The sequence below is a fragment of the Citrobacter sp. Cpo015 genome (genome assembly GCF_030333035.1).
Lineage (GTDB): Bacteria > Pseudomonadota > Gammaproteobacteria > Enterobacterales > Enterobacteriaceae > Citrobacter > Citrobacter portucalensis.
Genome location: NZ_JAOWGS010000036.1, coordinates 63,851 through 80,593, shown reverse-complemented (window position 1 = coordinate 80,593; position 16,743 = coordinate 63,851). Strand labels below are relative to the sequence as shown.

14 protein-coding genes are annotated in these 16,743 nt (G+C 53.3%); 6 read left to right on the top strand and 8 right to left on the bottom strand.

Features of this window, described 5'->3' with window-relative positions:
- Nucleotides 1-151 precede the first annotated feature (151 nt).
- Complete coding sequence (locus OGY67_RS15500; protein ID WP_003031750.1) at nucleotides 152-466, top strand: DUF485 domain-containing protein; 315 nt, start codon at nucleotides 152-154, stop codon at nucleotides 464-466.
- Nucleotides 463-2,112, top strand: a complete 1,650-nt coding sequence (gene actP, locus OGY67_RS15495) for a cation/acetate symporter ActP (protein WP_008786931.1) — start codon at nucleotides 463-465, stop codon at nucleotides 2,110-2,112. Before OGY67_RS15500 ends, actP begins: the two co-directional genes overlap by 4 nt.
- Nucleotides 2,113-2,157: 45 nt before the next feature.
- On the opposite strand, the gene OGY67_RS15490 is transcribed toward actP, so the two are convergent.
- Nucleotides 2,158-2,847: an LrgB family protein gene (locus OGY67_RS15490; RefSeq protein ID WP_003031745.1), complete on the bottom strand. Its 690-nt coding sequence runs from the start codon at nucleotides 2,845-2,847 to the stop codon at nucleotides 2,158-2,160.
- On the bottom strand, nucleotides 2,840-3,250 hold the full coding sequence (locus OGY67_RS15485; protein ID WP_003826638.1) for a CidA/LrgA family protein: 411 nt from the start codon (nucleotides 3,248-3,250) through the stop codon (nucleotides 2,840-2,842). Before OGY67_RS15485 ends, OGY67_RS15490 begins: the two co-directional genes overlap by 8 nt.
- A 101-nt stretch (nucleotides 3,251-3,351) precedes the next feature.
- On the opposite strand from OGY67_RS15485, the gene OGY67_RS15480 reads away from it, so the two are divergent.
- Nucleotides 3,352-4,242, top strand: a complete 891-nt coding sequence (locus OGY67_RS15480) for a LysR family transcriptional regulator (RefSeq protein WP_003826636.1) — start codon at nucleotides 3,352-3,354, stop codon at nucleotides 4,240-4,242.
- A 76-nt stretch (nucleotides 4,243-4,318) separates the two neighbouring features.
- On the opposite strand, the gene OGY67_RS15475 is transcribed toward OGY67_RS15480, so the two are convergent.
- From OGY67_RS15475 to soxR, 4 genes are all read right to left on the bottom strand, one after another.
- On the bottom strand, nucleotides 4,319-4,810 hold the full coding sequence (locus OGY67_RS15475) for an REP-associated tyrosine transposase (RefSeq protein ID WP_252431282.1): 492 nt from the start codon (nucleotides 4,808-4,810) through the stop codon (nucleotides 4,319-4,321).
- A 398-nt stretch (nucleotides 4,811-5,208) separates the two neighbouring features.
- Nucleotides 5,209-6,855: a Na+/H+ antiporter gene (locus OGY67_RS15470; protein ID WP_003826634.1), complete on the bottom strand. Its 1,647-nt coding sequence runs from the start codon at nucleotides 6,853-6,855 to the stop codon at nucleotides 5,209-5,211.
- A gap of 157 nt (nucleotides 6,856-7,012) precedes the next feature.
- A complete protein-coding gene (gene ghxP / locus OGY67_RS15465; RefSeq protein WP_003826632.1) occupies nucleotides 7,013-8,362 on the bottom strand; it encodes a guanine/hypoxanthine transporter GhxP in 1,350 nt (449 codons plus the stop codon).
- A 608-nt stretch (nucleotides 8,363-8,970) separates the two neighbouring features.
- A complete protein-coding gene (gene soxR / locus OGY67_RS15460) occupies nucleotides 8,971-9,429 on the bottom strand; it encodes a redox-sensitive transcriptional activator SoxR (RefSeq protein ID WP_003826630.1) in 459 nt (152 codons plus the stop codon).
- A gap of 86 nt (nucleotides 9,430-9,515) precedes the next feature.
- Here soxR and soxS point away from each other — a divergent pair, with 86 nt between their 5' ends.
- Nucleotides 9,516-9,839 carry a superoxide response transcriptional regulator SoxS gene (soxS, locus tag OGY67_RS15455; RefSeq protein WP_003031731.1) on the top strand — a complete coding sequence of 108 codons (324 nt, stop codon included), beginning with the start codon at nucleotides 9,516-9,518 and terminating at the stop codon, nucleotides 9,837-9,839.
- A 2-nt stretch (nucleotides 9,840-9,841) separates the two neighbouring features.
- Here the strand turns inward: soxS and pdeC are convergent, their stop codons facing one another.
- A complete protein-coding gene (pdeC, locus tag OGY67_RS15450) occupies nucleotides 9,842-11,428 on the bottom strand; it encodes a cyclic di-3',5'-guanosine monophosphate phosphodiesterase PdeC (RefSeq protein WP_149607436.1) in 1,587 nt (528 codons plus the stop codon).
- Between the two features lie 552 nt (nucleotides 11,429-11,980).
- Between pdeC and OGY67_RS15445 the strand changes: the two genes are divergently transcribed.
- Nucleotides 11,981-12,262, top strand: coding sequence for a YjcB family protein (locus tag OGY67_RS15445; protein ID WP_003826625.1), 282 nt, complete (start codon nucleotides 11,981-11,983; stop codon nucleotides 12,260-12,262).
- Nucleotides 12,263-12,328: 66 nt separating this feature from the next.
- Here the strand turns inward: OGY67_RS15445 and ssb1 are convergent, their stop codons facing one another.
- The gene (gene ssb1, locus OGY67_RS15440) at nucleotides 12,329-12,853 is read right to left on the bottom strand and encodes a single-stranded DNA-binding protein SSB1 (protein WP_003826621.1); all 525 of its coding nucleotides are present in this window, start codon (nucleotides 12,851-12,853) and stop codon (nucleotides 12,329-12,331) included.
- Between the two features lie 251 nt (nucleotides 12,854-13,104).
- Here ssb1 and uvrA point away from each other — a divergent pair, with 251 nt between their 5' ends.
- On the top strand, nucleotides 13,105-15,927 hold the full coding sequence (gene uvrA / locus OGY67_RS15435) for an excinuclease ABC subunit UvrA (RefSeq protein ID WP_003826619.1): 2,823 nt from the start codon (nucleotides 13,105-13,107) through the stop codon (nucleotides 15,925-15,927).
- Nucleotides 15,928-16,743: the final 816 nt, after the last annotated feature.

Below are 16,743 nucleotides of genomic sequence, written 5' to 3'. Positions count from 1 at the left end.
AAAAACCTCCCCCCAAAGGATTTCGTGTTACAGGAAGGCGGCAAGCGAGCACATCCCCAAAAGCATAGTTCACTATGTGACTGGGGTGGGCAAGTGCGGCCAACGAACTTGTAGCACGAAAGACGCAGGGGGACCTCTGGAGAGCTCTGTGATGAATGACCAAATTTATCAGCGGATAGAAGACAGTGCGCGTTTCAGGGAGTTAGTAGAAAAACGGCAACGGTTTGCCACCATTCTGTCCATCATCATGCTGGCAGTTTATATCAGCTTTATTTTATTGATTGCCTTTGCGCCGGGCTGGCTGGGTACTCCGCTACACGCGGGAACCAGCGTCACCCGCGGTATTCCGATTGGGGTCGGTGTGATCCTTATCTCCTTCATCCTGACCGGGATCTACATCTGGCGGGCAAACGGTGAATTCGATCGCCTGAACAATGCGGTTTTGCACGAGGTTAAAGCATCATGAAGAGAGTCCTGACGGCGCTTGCCGCCACGCTGCCCTTCGCCGCAAACGCGGCGGATGCTATTAGCGGTGCAGTCCAACGCCAGCCAACCAACTGGCAGGCGATTATTATGTTCCTGATTTTCGTCATCTTTACGCTCGGCATTACCTACTGGGCGTCAAAGCGCGTACGTTCGCGTAATGACTACTACACCGCTGGCGGTAACATCACCGGTTTCCAGAACGGGCTGGCGATTGCGGGCGACTATATGTCGGCGGCATCGTTCCTCGGGATTTCCGCGCTGGTCTTTACCTCCGGTTATGACGGGCTGATCTATTCACTCGGCTTCCTGGTCGGCTGGCCAATTATTCTGTTCCTGATTGCTGAGCGTTTGCGTAACCTGGGTCGTTACACCTTTGCAGACGTTGCGTCTTATCGTCTGAAGCAAGGGCCAATCCGTATTCTGTCTGCCTGTGGTTCCCTGGTGGTGGTTGCGCTGTATCTGATCGCGCAGATGGTTGGTGCAGGTAAGCTGATTGAGCTGCTGTTTGGTCTGAACTATCACATCGCTGTCGTACTGGTTGGCGTGCTGATGATGATGTACGTTTTGTTTGGCGGCATGTTGGCGACCACCTGGGTACAGATCATCAAAGCCGTACTGTTGCTGTTCGGTGCCAGCTTTATGGCCTTTATGGTGATGAAGCACGTCGGCTTTAGCTTCAATAATCTGTTCACCGAAGCGATGGCGGTACACCCGAAAGGTTCAGCCATTATGAGCCCGGGCGGGTTGGTAAAAGACCCAATCTCCGCACTGTCGTTAGGTCTCGGCCTGATGTTTGGTACGGCGGGCTTGCCGCACATCCTGATGCGCTTCTTCACGGTTAGCGATGCCCGTGAAGCACGTAAGAGTGTGTTCTACGCCACCGGTTTTATGGGTTATTTCTATATCCTGACCTTTATCATCGGCTTTGGCGCAATCATGCTGGTAGGTGCAAATCCGGCGTACAAAGATGCTGCGGGCGCGCTGATTGGCGGTAATAACATGGCGGCGGTTCACCTGGCGAATGCGGTGGGCGGTAACCTGTTCCTCGGCTTCATCTCAGCCGTGGCGTTTGCCACCATTCTGGCGGTGGTTGCCGGTCTGACTCTGGCGGGCGCATCGGCAGTGTCTCACGACCTGTACGCCAACGTGTTCCGCAAAGGCGCCACCGAACGTGAAGAGCTGCGGGTTTCGAAAATCACCGTGCTGGTGCTGGGCGTGATTGCCATCGTGCTCGGCGTGCTGTTCGAAAACCAGAACATCGCCTTCATGGTCGGCCTGGCGTTCGCCATCGCGGCGAGCTGTAACTTCCCCATCATTCTGCTCTCTATGTACTGGTCGAAACTGACCACGCGTGGCGCAATGTTGGGTGGCTGGTTAGGCCTGCTGACGGCAGTGGTGCTGATGATTCTTGGTCCAACGATTTGGGTCCAGATCCTCGGTCACGAAAAAGCCATTTTCCCGTATGAGTATCCGGCGCTGTTCTCCATCAGCGTAGCATTCCTCGGGATCTGGTTCTTCTCTGCCACCGACAACTCAGAAGAAGGCAACCGCGAACGCGAGCAGTTCCGTGCTCAGTTCATCCGTTCCCAGACCGGGTACGGCGTAGAACAAGGTCGCGCGCACTAACTTCCCTTCTCCTCCGGCTTTCGGGCCGGAGGATTACATCCTTTCTCAGAACATCAGCCTCGCCACCAGCGGTGCCACCAGCACCATTACCACGCCGGAAAGCATCATCACCAGGCTGGCAACGACCCCTTCCTGCTGACCGAGTTCATAAGAGCGTGCCGTGCCTGCGCCGTGCGATGCTGCGCCAAATCCTGCGCCTTTCGCCATCCCTTCACGAATGGAAAGCCGTAAAAACAGCACATCGCCGACCGCCATACCAAATACGCCGGTCACCACCACGAACAATGCCACCAGGTCCGGCTGCCCGCCCAACGGTTCTGCCGCCGCCAGCGCAAACGGTGTGGTGACGGAGCGCACCGCCAGACTGCGTTGGATCTCATCAGGCAACATAAACAGGCGCGCCAGCCATACGGAACTGGTGACGGCCACCAGCGTTGCCGTTACCACGCCCGCCGTCAGCGACATCCAGTGACGCTTAATCACGGCAAGGTTGTCATACACCGGAACGGCAAAGGCGATGGTCGCCGGGCCTAACAACCACAGCAACCAGTGCGATTCACCGATATAGTTTTGCCAGGAGATATGGCCGAAGACCAGCATCAGCACCAGCAGGGCCGGGGTGAGAACTAATGGCATTAGGGGTAATTTACGAAAACGGCGATACAGGCGCTTATTGGCAAAGTAGATACCCAGCGTAATCACCAGACACAACACGCTTAACTGGAAATTACTCACGGTTTAGCCTGCGCATTTCATAGCGATACACTTTATCCACCACCCACGCCGTTGCGCCGAGCACCATCAGCGTACTGATCGCAATCACGGCAAATATACGCCAGCCATCAACCAGCAACAGCTGCGTGTAGTTCACAACGGCGACCACCGCCGGGACAAAAAACAGCAGCATTTCAGCCAGTAACCAGCGAGCACCTGCGCGAATCCAGTTCAGCGGGATAACCCGACAGACAATTAACGCCAGCATCAGCACCATCCCGACCAGGTTGGCAGGAAGCGGCAGATGCAGCCAGGAGACAAGATATTGAGCAAATACAAAAAGACCTGCGTACAACAGAACCTGAACAGGAATCTGGAGTCGATGAATAACAGCAGGCGTCACGCGGCTTATCGCCACAGCCATGAGGGTATGTCCTTAAAAAATAGAGAGCGCCAGTATAGAGAGCCCCCTTCCAGGACTGAAATGAATTAAACTCATTGCAGGCATAGTCTTAAGGAATAATCATGGATATCAGAACGCTGCGATATTTTGTTGAGGTGGTTCGTCAGCAGAGCTTTACCCGCGCAGCGGAGAAGCTTTTTGTCACCCAGCCCACCATCAGCAAGATGTTGAAGAACCTTGAAGACGAGCTTAACTGCACGCTGTTAATCCGCGATGGTCGGCGACTGCTGTTAACCGATACCGGGCAGGTCGTTTTCGAACGCGGCCTGGCGATCCTTGCCGAGTTTCGCCAGCTTGAAGCGGAACTCAGTGACATAAATCACCTCAACAAGGGCGTGCTGCGCCTCGGTATCCCGCCCATGGTGGGGATGTTAATGGCTGGGCCGATCGGCCTGTTTCGCCAGCGCTATCCCGGCGTAGAGCTGAAGGTCTCTGAATTTGGCGGCTTAACCGTTCAGCAGGCGGTAATGAACGGTGACCTGGATGTCGCGATGACCGCGCTGCCGGTTGAAGAAGAGAGCGGTCTGGCAACCTTACCGCTTTTTAGCCATCCACTCTGCGTGTTGGTTCCTCGCTCCGGCCAGTGGACAACGTGCGAATCCATTCCCCCCGAGGCGCTGGCGGAACATCCGCTGCTTATCTACAACGAAGATTTCGCGTTGAGCCGCCAATTGCTTGAGCTGTTTAGCCAACACAACGTCAAACCCCGCATCGCGGTGCGCAGCGGGCAGTGGGATTTTCTGGCAGCAATGGTACAAGCCGGAGTCGGGATTGCCATTTTACCGGAGCCGATTTGCCAGCGGCTGGATAAGCAAACGTTGCGCTGGATCCCTCTGGAGAGTGACTTACGCTGGCAGTTGGGCATGATTTGGCGCGAAGGCGTGTATCTGTCGCACAGCGCCCAGGCGTGGCTCAAATGCTGTGAAGGGTTTTGGCTACCGCAAGCGTCGTAAAATGCCGGATGCGGCTAACGCCTTATCCGGCCTACATCGGTATGCCGGTGTTGTAGGCCTGATAAGCGTAGCGCCATCAGGCACGTTCGCCCGCATTAAAATCCATGATTTCACCTGCCCAATCTTGCGGGTACAAACCGTGCCTCACATCACGATGAAATGTTGAAAAAGACCAGTCCTGTACCTGTTTTACCCAGCCGTGCTTCACAGGGTTAATGTAAATATAATCAACATGCTGGCGATAATCATGTTCATCACGGATGGTGTGCTCCCAAAAGCGAGATTGCCAGATATGTCGGGAAGACAATGAGTGGGTGAAATGCTTCTTAATTTCCCGCCAGCGAGAGGAATAATCCGCATCATTGCCAGGTAACGTCCATATGCAATGCATATGCTCGGGTAAAACGACCCACGCATTGATGCGAAAAGGCCTAACCTTTTTGACCGCAGCGATTGCACACCGAAGCGCGTGAATGTTGTCTGTCAGAAGGTGGCTTCGACGGTCCTGCAGATTTACCGTAAAAAACCAGGTTCCCCCATTGATGTAATTTCGTCGATAGTTGGACATGTTTCCCCCTTTCCTCAACCGTATGGAGAAAAGAGGGAATCGACAAGAGGGATGGATTCGTTCAGGAATGTCGCTCGCAAATTACACGATGAATAATTTCTTGCAGCCAGTTGCGCGGCATTTGGCCCACCCTTCGCCGGATGCGGCTAACGCCTTATCCGGCCTACATCGCTGTTGCCGGTCTTGTAGGCCTGATAAGCGTAGCGCATCAGGCACACCCTTCGCCGGATGCAGCTGACGCCCTATCCGGCCTACATCACTATTCCCGATCTTGTAGGCCTGATAAGCGTAGCGCATCAGGCACACCCTTCGCTGGATGCGGCTAGCGCCTTATCCGGCCTACATCGCTGTTGCCGGTCTTGTAGGCCTGATAAGCGTAGCGCATCAGGCGCTATCGTTTACTGATTCTCAATCAACAGCGCTTCCAGCAAATCCAGGTCGTGCAGTAGTTTTTGCAGCGTTTCATTGCTGATTTCACGCGTGGCGCGCAGGTGATAAAGCTCCGCGCGTTCTGAACGCAGCGCTGCCAGGCGGAAACGTCGCTCGAGGTTTTCTTCCTGCATCGAGCTTTCCACATCGTTGCGCCCGTCGGCGCGTCGGCGCAGGTTACCAATCACGCGTGAACTCACCTCGGTGAGCAACTGGTTATCGATGTTCTCTTCGGTGTCTGCGGCCAGTCGCTCCTCCATTTTCTGGATCGCGACAATCGCCACTTCTGCCGTGGCGGCGCGGGCAATACGTTCCTCTTTCTGCTGCTGCGAGTGGTCTGCCACTTCCAGATGTTGTAGCAGAATCGGCAGCATCACCACGCCGACAAACAGCGAGAACAGGATCACGCCTGCGGCAAGGAAGATCAGCTCATATCGCGCCGGGAAGCCGCTACCATCCGGTAACAACAGTGGAATGGAGAGCACACCGGCGAGGGTAATTGCCCCGCGTACACCGGCAAAAGAGGCGATCATGATTTCACGCGTCGTCCAGGATCCAAACTCCATCGGTTTTTTCTTCAGGAAGCGCAGACTGAACTTTTTCATGGTCCACAGCCAGCCAAAACGTACCAGCATTAGCGCCACGTAAATCAGCACGACATCGGTAAACAGCATCCAGATTTCAACATTCGGATCGGCCTCGGCCGCCGCCAAAGAAGACTCCAGAATTCCCGGTAACTGTAGCCCTAACAGCAAGAAGACCATGCCGTTAAACACAAACTCCAGCATCGCCCAGGTACTGTTAGCACGTAAACGCATCGCCAGCGGCGCGCGGCGCATCACCCCGGAACGGGTGATCGTCATCCCGGCAGCGACCGCCGCGAGGATACCGGAAACGCCGATATGTTCCGCAATCAGGTAAGACGCAAACGGCAGCAGGAACAGCAGGACGATTTGCGTTGCCGGCTCGTCACCGCCCCAGCGGCTGAGGAAGCGCAGGGAGCGGCCGTACAGCCAACTGACGACAAAACCAGCCAGGATGCCGCCAATCGCCACTTTGAAGAACTCAAGCGTTGCGCCACCAACGGTAAACACCATCGTCCCCATCGCCACGGCGACGGCAAACTTCAGAGAGACCAGACCGGAGGCGTCGTTCATCAACGCTTCGCCCTGCAGGATACCCATGATTTTCTTCGGTATACGTCCCTCTCCCACAATGCCGGAAAGTGCGACGGCATCGGTTGGCGATAGCACAGCAGCCAGCGCAAAGGCTGGGATGAGAGGGATCCCCGGCACCAGCCAGTAAATCATAAATCCAATGCCGACCACCGTGACCAGCACCAGCGCCAGTGCCAGGCCGAAAATCTCTCGCCCGTGCTCGAGAAACTCACGCGTTGGCGTCTTCCAACCATCGGCAAAGAGCAGCGGCGGGATGAACAGAACCAGGAACAGCTCAGGATCGAATTCCACATGCAAACCAAACGTCGGCCACGCCAGCAAGGCGCCGATGGCGATCTGCATAAGGGGTAAAGGAAGTTGGAAGGGCAATACGCGAGTAAATACCCCCGACAGCGAGACCACAAGGGTCATGATAAGTATGGTGAAAAAGATTTCCATGCGTTCCCTGTTTGCGATGTTTCTTATGATTGCTAATGAGAGGCGTCGTGCCTCAATTCTATCTAATTGAGAGTAACGCAAAAGACAACGAGTGTGTTCTGAAAATGAAAACGGGCGGCCAAAGCCACCCGTTTTTAGGATCGTCAGGAAATCAGAATCAGATAGCCCAACCGCCGGCGTAGAAGGCCACCAGCGCGATGGCGATCACCACGGTGCCGATGTTCAGTTTGCGCCATTCACCAGAAACGATGCGACCAATTACCAGGGTCGCAAAGCCAATCATGATGCCGGTAACGATGTTACAGGTCAGCACGATAAATACGGCCGTAACCAGTCCTGCCATTGCGTCGACAAAGTCAGCAAAGTCGATTTTCGCGACGTTGCTCAGCATCAACAGACCCACATACATCAGCGCAGGTGCCGTTGCGTACACAGGTACAAGATAAGAGAGCGGAGAGAGGAACAGGATCAGCAGGAACAGTACGCCAACGGTGATCGCTGTCAGGCCAGTTTTACCGCCTGCCGCCGTACCCGCTGCGGATTCAATGTAAACCGCCGCCGGAGCTGCACCCACCAGACCAGAGAACACGCTGCTCAGGGAGTCAGTGGTCAGCGCTTTGCCACCGTCGATAATCTGTCCGTCTTTATCCAGCAGATTCGCCTGTCCGGCTACCGCGCGGATGGTTCCGGTTGCATCGAAGACAGCGGTCATGACCAGCGCCAGCACGCTCGGCAGGACAATCGGGTTCAGTGCCCCCATGATATCCAGGCTGCCGATCAGCGAATTGCCGTTTTCATCACTCAGAGACGGCATGGCAAAAATGCCGGAGAAATGCACGGCCGGGTCGAAAATCAGACCAACCACGGAAATACCGATAATGGTCAGCAGAATGCCACCCGGTACTTTCAGTTTTTCGAGGCCAATAATTACCGCCAGACCAATCAACGACATAATGACCGGGAAGGTATCGAAGTCACCCAGCGCAACCGGCAGGCCGTCCAGCGGGTTCTTAATTACCAGACCGACACCGTTTGCCGCAATCAGCAGCAGGAACAGGCCGATACCAATCCCCGTACCATGCGCAACGCCCTGCGGCAGATTGCGCAGGATCCAGCTACGGATACCGGTCGCGGAAATGATGGTAAACAGAACACCCATCAGGAACACCGCACCCAGCGCAACGGGCACGCTAATATGTTGGCCCAGCACCAGGCTGAATGCGGTAAATGCGGTCAGAGAAATGGCGCAACCAATTGCCAGCGGCAGGTTTGCCCACAGGCCCATCACAATAGAACCGACGCCCGCGACCAGACAGGTCGCCACAAATACAGCAGCAGGTGGGAACCCGGCTTTACCCAGCATCCCCGGAACCACGATAACGGAGTAGACCATGGCCAGGAAGGTCGTTAATCCGGCAACGACTTCCTGACGAACGGTACTGCCGCGGAGCGAAATTTTAAACCAGGCGTCGAGTGAACCGCCGGTACGCGCTGAAGGCGTAGACATAGAAAACATCCCCTGAGAGTTTATTTTTTCGTCATTATGCGTGCTGGACAATCCACTGCCTGCTAAACGTTTTCTCCATGTGCCAGGTTTGCGTCAATAGGGGTGTCGCAAAAAAGCAAACGTTTAGCTCCGCGCATAAAAAACGGGTGGTAAAAAAAAGCAAACGATTATCTAGCGATCATACGCTGGTTTTCAACTGAACTTTGCCGCTTTTTACTCATTTCTTCTTATAACGCGCAAGAAATAACCAGTCGATGCGCAAACGTTATCGTCAATGCGCAATTTGGCAACAAATTTCGCGGAGTTATTACAACATCGGCGTGTTTATTTCGCGCAACTCGCGCAAGAAAACAGGTGAAGATGCGTAAAATTTTTTGGCTAAAAAATCACCATTTCACTGGCAAATGGAGGGAGGTGGCTTACACTTACATTATCAACACAGGCCGGAACCTCCCCTAATGTGCTCGACTGAGGGGTGTTGATGTCGGGGGAAACCCTCCCGTGAACCAGCGGGATAGAGTGAAAGACAAAGACCGGAACCAAACTAAAGCGCCCTCTGTGGCGCTTTAGTTTTATATCCTTCATACCCGTCACATATTTTAAACCAATTAATCATCTTCCAGCAGGCGCGCTCCGGTCCCCTGCTCGCCAAGCTGATCGCCAGGGTTACGCAACGGGCAATCGCTACGTGACAAGCATCCGCAACCAATACACCCATCCAGCTCATCGCGTAGCGCCACCAAAGTATGGATGCGTCGGTCCAGTTCTTCACGCCATTGCGAAGAGAGCTGCTTCCACTCTTTGGCACTAAGCGAATGCCCCTCAGGTAATACCCCTAACGCGTCACCGATCGTGGCCAGCGGGATCCCGATGCGTTGAGCAATCTTGATTATCGCGACGTAACGCAACACATCACGTTTGTATCGGCGCTGATTGCCGCTGTTGCGCATGCTACTGATTAACCCTTTGCTTTCATAGAAATGCAGGGTCGATACCGCCACGCCGCTACGTTTGGCGACTTCACCTGGTGTGAGCAGCGCTTTTATCCGGGGTAATTTCTTTTCCATAAATCGCTTTACCTCAAGTTAACTTGAGGAATTATACTCGCCCACAGACAAAACGACGAATCGAATACTGAGAAAGAGGCAGCCCTATGTCCCATCAGCAGATTATTCAGACCCTTATTGAATGGATTGATGAACATATCGATCAACCGCTGAACATTGAGGCGGTGGCGAAAAAATCAGGTTACTCGAAGTGGTATTTACAAAGAATGTTCCGCACGGTGACGCGCCAGACCTTGGGTGACTACATCCGCCAGCGTCGACTTTTGCTGGCCGCCGTTGAACTACGGACAACTGAGCGACCTATTTTTGATATCGCGATGGATCTTGGTTATGTGTCGCAACAAACCTTCTCGCGTGTGTTTCGCCGCGAATTTGATCGTACTCCCAGCGACTACCGCCATCGTCTGTAATATTATTGCCCGCTCTGCGTCAGTATGGCGGGCGACCGTTGTATCCAGTGCATGAACTCCTGCGGCGGCAGCGCCTTCGCAAAATACCAGCCCTGACAATACTGTACGCCGCGTTCAAGCAGCCATTCGATTTGCTCCTTCGTTTCCACCCCTTCCGCAATCGTCTTCAGGTGTAAGCTTTGTGCCATCTCAATAATATGTTCGGCAATCAAGTGACTGGTGCTGTTAGTGGACAACGTGCTAATAAACGATTTGTCGATCTTCAGGATATCGACATTCAGCGCTGACAAATTATGCAGATTGGAATATCCCGTGCCAAAATCATCAAATGCCACTTCATAACCCGCTTTGCGGAACGCTTGGATTACGGGGGTCATTTTATGTACATCTATGAACCCACGCTCGGTCACTTCGACTTTAATTTGCTGGGCCGCCACGGAGTACTCACGATTTTTGTCGTTAATCAGAGCAATCAATCGGGATGAATGAAAGTCAGAAGCGGAAAGGTTAATCGAGATAGAAAGCTGAGGATGCGCCGAAAGAAAATACCCCAAATCGTTGAACACCTCTTCAACGACATAATCCGTGATCCGCTCAATCATTCCCTCTTTTTCAGCCAGCGGAATAAACTCCGTCGGGCTCATCACCTCACCTTTACAGCCCGGCCAGCGCAGCAGAGCTTCAGCACCAACACATTGCCCATTCTTAATATCAATAATCGGCTGGTAATGCAGGCAAAGCTGACGTTTTTTGATCGCGCGTTTTAGCAAACGCCGAGGGGATAAGTATTCCTGGCGCGTGCGCCACCACATTAGCAATATCAGGATGCTGCAGATAATCCCGAAGGGGATGGTTAATACCGCCTCGTGATAGAAAATCTGACTTACGCGGTTGTCTGAGGTCGACACAATAATCGCAATTGGACGTTTTTCTGAATGCACGATGGTGTAGAAGCGATCGTCTTGTTGAAAGGTCGAGGCTTCACCGCGTATGAGCGGCGCGAATTGCGCAATATTTGCCGCTTCGCTGGCAGAGAAAAACGTATCTGTTACTGTGTCATACACGCCCCAGGAGAGATCCGGATCATCTGACATGACTTCGCTGTAGGACAATGGATTGATGACTGCGACGTAGTTCCCGCGTTGCATGTACGTCATTCTGTAGCCAGCGAAAAAAGGGGTATCGCGGTAGTAATAGATGGCGATATCCGGCGTACGTTTATAGTCAGGTGTCGGCATAATATAAGTAACAGGCGGCGCCATAGACGTAGAGCACAAAAAATGATCGCCCTGCGCATAAATTAGCTCACTGATATATAAACGACCGCGAATAATATTTAGCATACTTTTCTGATGTGCCGGGGTACACATCTTACCCTGATACAACTGGGCCATATCACGCGCCAAATCAGCTTGTAGGATCACCAATTCTGTTTTATTTAACACCAGTTGAGCAAAAGAGCGGAGTTGGCTATGGGTTTCGGTCATCGCCCGGATGTGCGCAAACCATATCGCCAGCACCACGGGGAACAATACCACCATGAATGTTCCCAGGAACTTCAGCATCTTGCGTCGCGCACTGTGATTCATGTCAGCCCTATTTCCCTGTTTCGTATATGCCAGAACCCATCAAGGCAGGATGCTATAAACACCGACTGATTAAGTTGCATGAATCTATCAGTATTAGCAACAGACTTCTCTATGTAAAAGTCTGATAATAGTTGATGATGATATTATTTTTCCGTAAGGCAAACTTAAAGTTATGCTTATTTCATAACGTTATTATCCCCACGGAGTAATTTTTTATGAGCATTATCCTGGCTGCATTTAAGAAATTCATTAATTTTTTTTAACGTTTAATTTAGGATAAATATAACAAGCAGACTAAATACATGTTTAAAACATGGTTATTTATTATCAACTCTTCATTAAACAAAACCACACACCTGGAGTGGTTATAAGCCTACAAAAATAACGGCCAATACTGGTGAACAAACGACCAGATGTGATATAGTTCACAAAAATCATGTAACAGAAACAATGTTTCATTCATGTTATTGCCCGTCGATAGCCAGAGTATCACACCCTCGGTGAACACCCCCGCGCTGTCCTGGGCATCCAGACTTTCTGAGGACGTTTTTCATGGCGACAATAACAACTGGCGTGGTTCTTCTGCGGTGGCAACTACTCAGCGCGGTGCTGATGTTTTTAGCCAGTACGCTCAATATCCGTTTTCGTAAATCAGATTATATTGGCCTGGCCGTCATTAGCAGCGGTTTGGGGCTGGTTTTTGCCTGCTGGTTTGCGACTGGATTGCTCGGCATAACCCTGGTGGATATGTCCGCTATCTGGAAGAACATTGAAACCGTGATGGTTGACGTGATGAGCCACACACCGCCAGATTGGCCGATGGTGTTGAACTGATAACAAAATTGCATATGGCTACCCCAGTCTTGAGGTAGCCATTATTTTCAGCGTAACGCAGTGGGATTAGAACGGAATATCGTCGTCGAAATCCATCGGCGGCTCATTAGACGGTGCTGCCGGCGCTGACTGTTGCGGACGAGACTGTGCGCCGCCGCTGAACTGGTTGCCACCCTGCGGCTGCTGAGGTTGACCCCAACCGCCCTGCTGCTGACCGCCACCTGCCGGAGCACCACCACCCTGACGACCACCCAGCATTTGCATGGTGCCGCCAACGTTAACCACAACTTCTGTGGTGTACTTTTCTACACCGGACTGATCGGTCCATTTGCGGGTACGCAGCTGACCTTCGATATAGACCTGAGAACCTTTACGCAGATATTCGCTGGCCACTTCCGCCAGTTTGCCAAACAGCACAACACGGTGCCATTCAGTCTGCTCTTTCATTTCACCGGTCGCTTTATCACGCCAGGATTCGGAAGTAGCCAGCGTAATGTTGGCAACTGCGCCACCATTCGGCATATAGCGTACTTCCGGGTCCTGGCCCAGATTACCGACGAGAATCACCTTGTTTACGCCTCTGCTGGCCATGATCGTGTCTCCTGAAAAACGTTACTGAATAAGTGTAAGCGCGGGATTGTAGCATTTCCAATAGCGCTTTTACTACGTTGCGAAGTTGATTCCAGTAAACAACCCCAGCCAGACATTGTTGCACAGACGTCTGCGTTTTGCATTCCAATACTGTATATCCATTCAGGTCAGGTTGTGTCATAATTAACCGTTTGTGATCGCCGGTAGCACCATGCAGCCAGGCAAAAAAGCGTTTAATCCGGGAAAGATGAATGGATAAGATCGAAGTTCGGGGCGCCCGCACCCATAATCTCAAAAACATCAACCTCGTCATCCCGCGCGACAAGCTGATTGTCGTCACCGGGCTTTCGGGCTCAGGCAAATCTTCGCTCGCTTTCGACACCTTATATGCCGAAGGGCAGCGTCGTTACGTTGAATCCCTTTCCGCGTACGCGCGTCAATTTCTGTCGCTGATGGAAAAACCGGACGTCGACCACATTGAGGGGCTCTCTCCTGCCATCTCAATTGAACAAAAATCGACGTCCCATAACCCGCGATCCACGGTAGGTACAATTACCGAAATTCACGACTATCTGCGTCTGCTGTTTGCCCGCGTTGGCGAGCCGCGCTGTCCGGATCACGACGTTCCCCTGGCAGCGCAGACCGTAAGCCAGATGGTGGATAACGTCCTGTCGCAGCCGGAAGGTAAGCGGCTGATGCTGCTGGCGCCGGTGATCAAAGAGCGTAAAGGCGAGCACACCAAAACGCTGGAAAACCTGGCAGGCCAGGGCTATATCCGCGCCCGTATCGACGGAGAAGTCTGTGACCTTTCCGATCCGCCCAAGCTTGAGCTGCAAAAGAAACACACCATTGAAGTGGTGATTGACCGATTTAAAGTCCGTGACGATCTCACCCAACGACTGGCGGAATCCTTTGAAACCGCGCTGGAACTGTCCGGCGGCACGGCGGTCGTTGCCGATATGGACGATCCGAAAGCGGAAGAGCTGCTGTTCTCCGCCAACTTCGCCTGCCCTATCTGCGGCTATAGCATGCGCGAACTGGAACCGCGGCTGTTCTCGTTTAACAACCCGGCGGGCGCGTGTCCAACCTGTGACGGTCTCGGCGTGCAGCAATATTTCGATCCTGATCGGGTGATCCAAAACCCGGAACTGTCGCTGGCCGGTGGTGCTATCCGCGGTTGGGATCGCCGTAACTTCTATTACTTCCAGATGCTTAAGTCTCTGGCGGAACACTATAAATTCGACGTTGAAGCCCCGTGGGCCAGCCTGAACCCTGCTGTGCATAAAGTGGTACTGTACGGTTCCGGTAAAGAGAATATCGAATTTAAATACATGAACGATCGCGGTGATACGTCCGTACGTCGCCATCCGTTCGAAGGCGTATTGCACAATATGGAGCGCCGCTATAAAGAGACGGAATCCAGCGCTGTACGTGAAGAATTAGCCAAGTTCATCAGTAACCGTCCTTGCGCCAGCTGTGAAGGGACGCGTTTACGCCGGGAAGCCCGTCACGTATTTGTTGAAAATACGCCGCTGCCTGCGATTTCTGACATGAGCATCGGTCATGCAATGGATTTCTTCAACAATCTGAAGCTTGCGGGTCAGCGGGCGAAGATTGCCGAGAAAATTCTTAAAGAGATTGGTGATCGTCTGAAGTTCCTGGTCAACGTCGGCCTCAACTACCTGACGCTATCGCGTTCAGCAGAAACACTCTCCGGTGGTGAGGCCCAGCGTATTCGCCTGGCAAGCCAGATCGGCGCGGGTCTGGTCGGTGTAATGTACGTACTGGATGAGCCGTCTATTGGCCTGCACCAGCGCGATAACGAACGTCTGCTGGGTACGCTTATCCACCTGCGTAATCTGGGTAATACCGTTATTGTGGTCGAGCACGATGAAGACGCGATTCGCGCCGCTGACCACGTTATCGATATCGGCCCGGGCGCGGGTGTTCACGGCGGTCAGGTCGTCGCCGAAGGGACACTCGACGACATCATGGCAGTGCCTGAGTCGCTGACCGGCCAGTACATGAGCGGTAAACGCAAGATTGAAGTGCCTAAACAGCGCGTTGCGGCTGACCCAGAGAAAGTGCTGAAGCTCACCGGTGCACGCGGTAACAACCTGAAAGATGTCACCCTGACGCTGCCGGTAGGTTTATTTACCTGCATTACCGGTGTTTCCGGTTCGGGTAAATCGACGCTGATTAACGACACACTGTTCCCGATTGCACAGACGGCGCTAAACGGTGCGACGCTGGCTGAACCTGCGCCGTATCGCGACGTTCAAGGCCTGGAGCATTTCGACAAAGTGATCGACATTGACCAAAGCCCGATTGGCCGTACGCCGCGCTCTAACCCGGCAACCTACACCGGGGTGTTTACGCCAGTGCGCGAACTGTTTGCCGGTGTACCGGAGTCACGAGCACGCGGTTACACGCCGGGGCGTTTCAGCTTTAACGTCCGTGGCGGACGCTGTGAAGCCTGTCAGGGCGACGGCGTGATCAAAGTCGAAATGCACTTCCTGCCGGATATCTACGTGCCGTGCGATCAGTGCAAAGGCAAGCGCTATAACCGCGAAACGTTAGAAATTAAGTACAAAGGCAAGACTATCCACGAAGTGCTGGATATGACGATTGAAGAAGCACGTGAGTTCTTCGATGCCGTTCCGGCGCTGGCACGTAAGCTGCAAACGCTGATGGACGTTGGCCTGACGTACATTCGACTGGGTCAGTCCGCTACCACGCTCTCGGGCGGTGAAGCACAGCGCGTGAAGCTGGCGCGCGAACTGTCCAAACGCGGTACCGGGCAAACGCTGTATATTCTCGATGAGCCGACCACCGGTCTGCATTTTGCGGATATTCAGCAACTGTTGGACGTGCTGCATCAACTCCGGGATCAGGGCAACACCATCGTGGTGATTGAGCACAATCTGGACGTGATTAAGACCGCAGACTGGATTGTCGATCTCGGTCCGGAAGGCGGTAGCGGCGGCGGCGAAATCCTTGTCTCCGGCACACCAGAAACGGTCGCTGAGTGTGAAGCCTCACACACGGCCCGCTTCCTCAAACCGCTGTTGTAATTACGCAACACTTGTCTGGCCTACAGAATATGCATAAAGCTTGTAGGCCGGATAAGGCGCTTACGCCGCATCCGGCAACAGTTGTGCCTGATGGCGCTGCGCTTATCAGGCCTACGAAACTACAGACCAGTTTAAAGCCTGTAGGCCGGATAAGGTGCTTGCGCCGCATCCGGCAACCGTTGTGCCTGATGGCGCTGCGCTTATCAGGCCTACGAAACTACAGACCAGGTATAAAGCTTGTCGGCCGGATAAGGCGCTTGCGCCGCATCCGGCAACGGTTATGCCTGATGGCGCTACGCTTATCAGGCCTACGAAACTACAGAATACGCATAAAGCCTGTAGGCCGGATAAGGCGCTTGCGCCGCATCCGGCAACCGTTGTGCCTGATGGAGCTGCGCTTATCAGCACCTACGAAACTACAGATCAGGTATAAAGCCTGTAGGCCGGATAAGGTGCTTGCGCCGCATCCGGCAACCGTTGTGCCTGATGGCGCTGCGCTTATCAGCACCTACGAAACTACAGATCAGGTATAAAGCCTGTAGGCCGGATAAGGCGCTTGCGCCGCATCCGGCAACAGTTGTGCCTGATGGCGCTGCGCTTATCAGCGCCTACGAAACTACAGACCAGGCATAAAGCCTGTAGGGCGGATAAGGCACTTGCGCCGCATCCGGCAACCGTTGTGCCTGATGGCGCTGCGCTTATCAGGCCTACGAAACTACAGATCAGGTATAAAGCTTGTAGGCCGGATAAGGTGCTTGCGCCGCATCCGGCAACCGTTGTGCCTGATGGCGCTACGCTTATCAGGCCTACGAAACT

Coding starts and splice junctions, on each gene's coding strand:
- OGY67_RS15470 (WP_003826634.1), bottom strand. CDS start 6,855: ATGGAAATCTTTTTCACCATACTTATCATGACCCTTGTGGTCTCGCTG.
- ghxP (WP_003826632.1), bottom strand. CDS start 8,362: ATGTCTACGCCTTCAGCGCGTACCGGCGGTTCACTCGACGCCTGGTTT.
- OGY67_RS15445 (WP_003826625.1), top strand. CDS start 11,981: ATGGCGACAATAACAACTGGCGTGGTTCTTCTGCGGTGGCAACTACTC.
- OGY67_RS15500 (WP_003031750.1), top strand. CDS start 152: ATGAATGACCAAATTTATCAGCGGATAGAAGACAGTGCGCGTTTCAGG.
- uvrA (WP_003826619.1), top strand. CDS start 13,105: ATGGATAAGATCGAAGTTCGGGGCGCCCGCACCCATAATCTCAAAAAC.
- soxS (WP_003031731.1), top strand. CDS start 9,516: ATGTCCCATCAGCAGATTATTCAGACCCTTATTGAATGGATTGATGAA.
- OGY67_RS15485 (WP_003826638.1), bottom strand. CDS start 3,250: ATGGCTGTGGCGATAAGCCGCGTGACGCCTGCTGTTATTCATCGACTC.
- actP (WP_008786931.1), top strand. CDS start 463: ATGAAGAGAGTCCTGACGGCGCTTGCCGCCACGCTGCCCTTCGCCGCA.
- ssb1 (WP_003826621.1), bottom strand. CDS start 12,853: ATGGCCAGCAGAGGCGTAAACAAGGTGATTCTCGTCGGTAATCTGGGC.
- pdeC (WP_149607436.1), bottom strand. CDS start 11,428: ATGAATCACAGTGCGCGACGCAAGATGCTGAAGTTCCTGGGAACATTC.
- soxR (WP_003826630.1), bottom strand. CDS start 9,429: ATGGAAAAGAAATTACCCCGGATAAAAGCGCTGCTCACACCAGGTGAA.
- OGY67_RS15480 (WP_003826636.1), top strand. CDS start 3,352: ATGGATATCAGAACGCTGCGATATTTTGTTGAGGTGGTTCGTCAGCAG.
- OGY67_RS15475 (WP_252431282.1), bottom strand. CDS start 4,810: ATGTCCAACTATCGACGAAATTACATCAATGGGGGAACCTGGTTTTTT.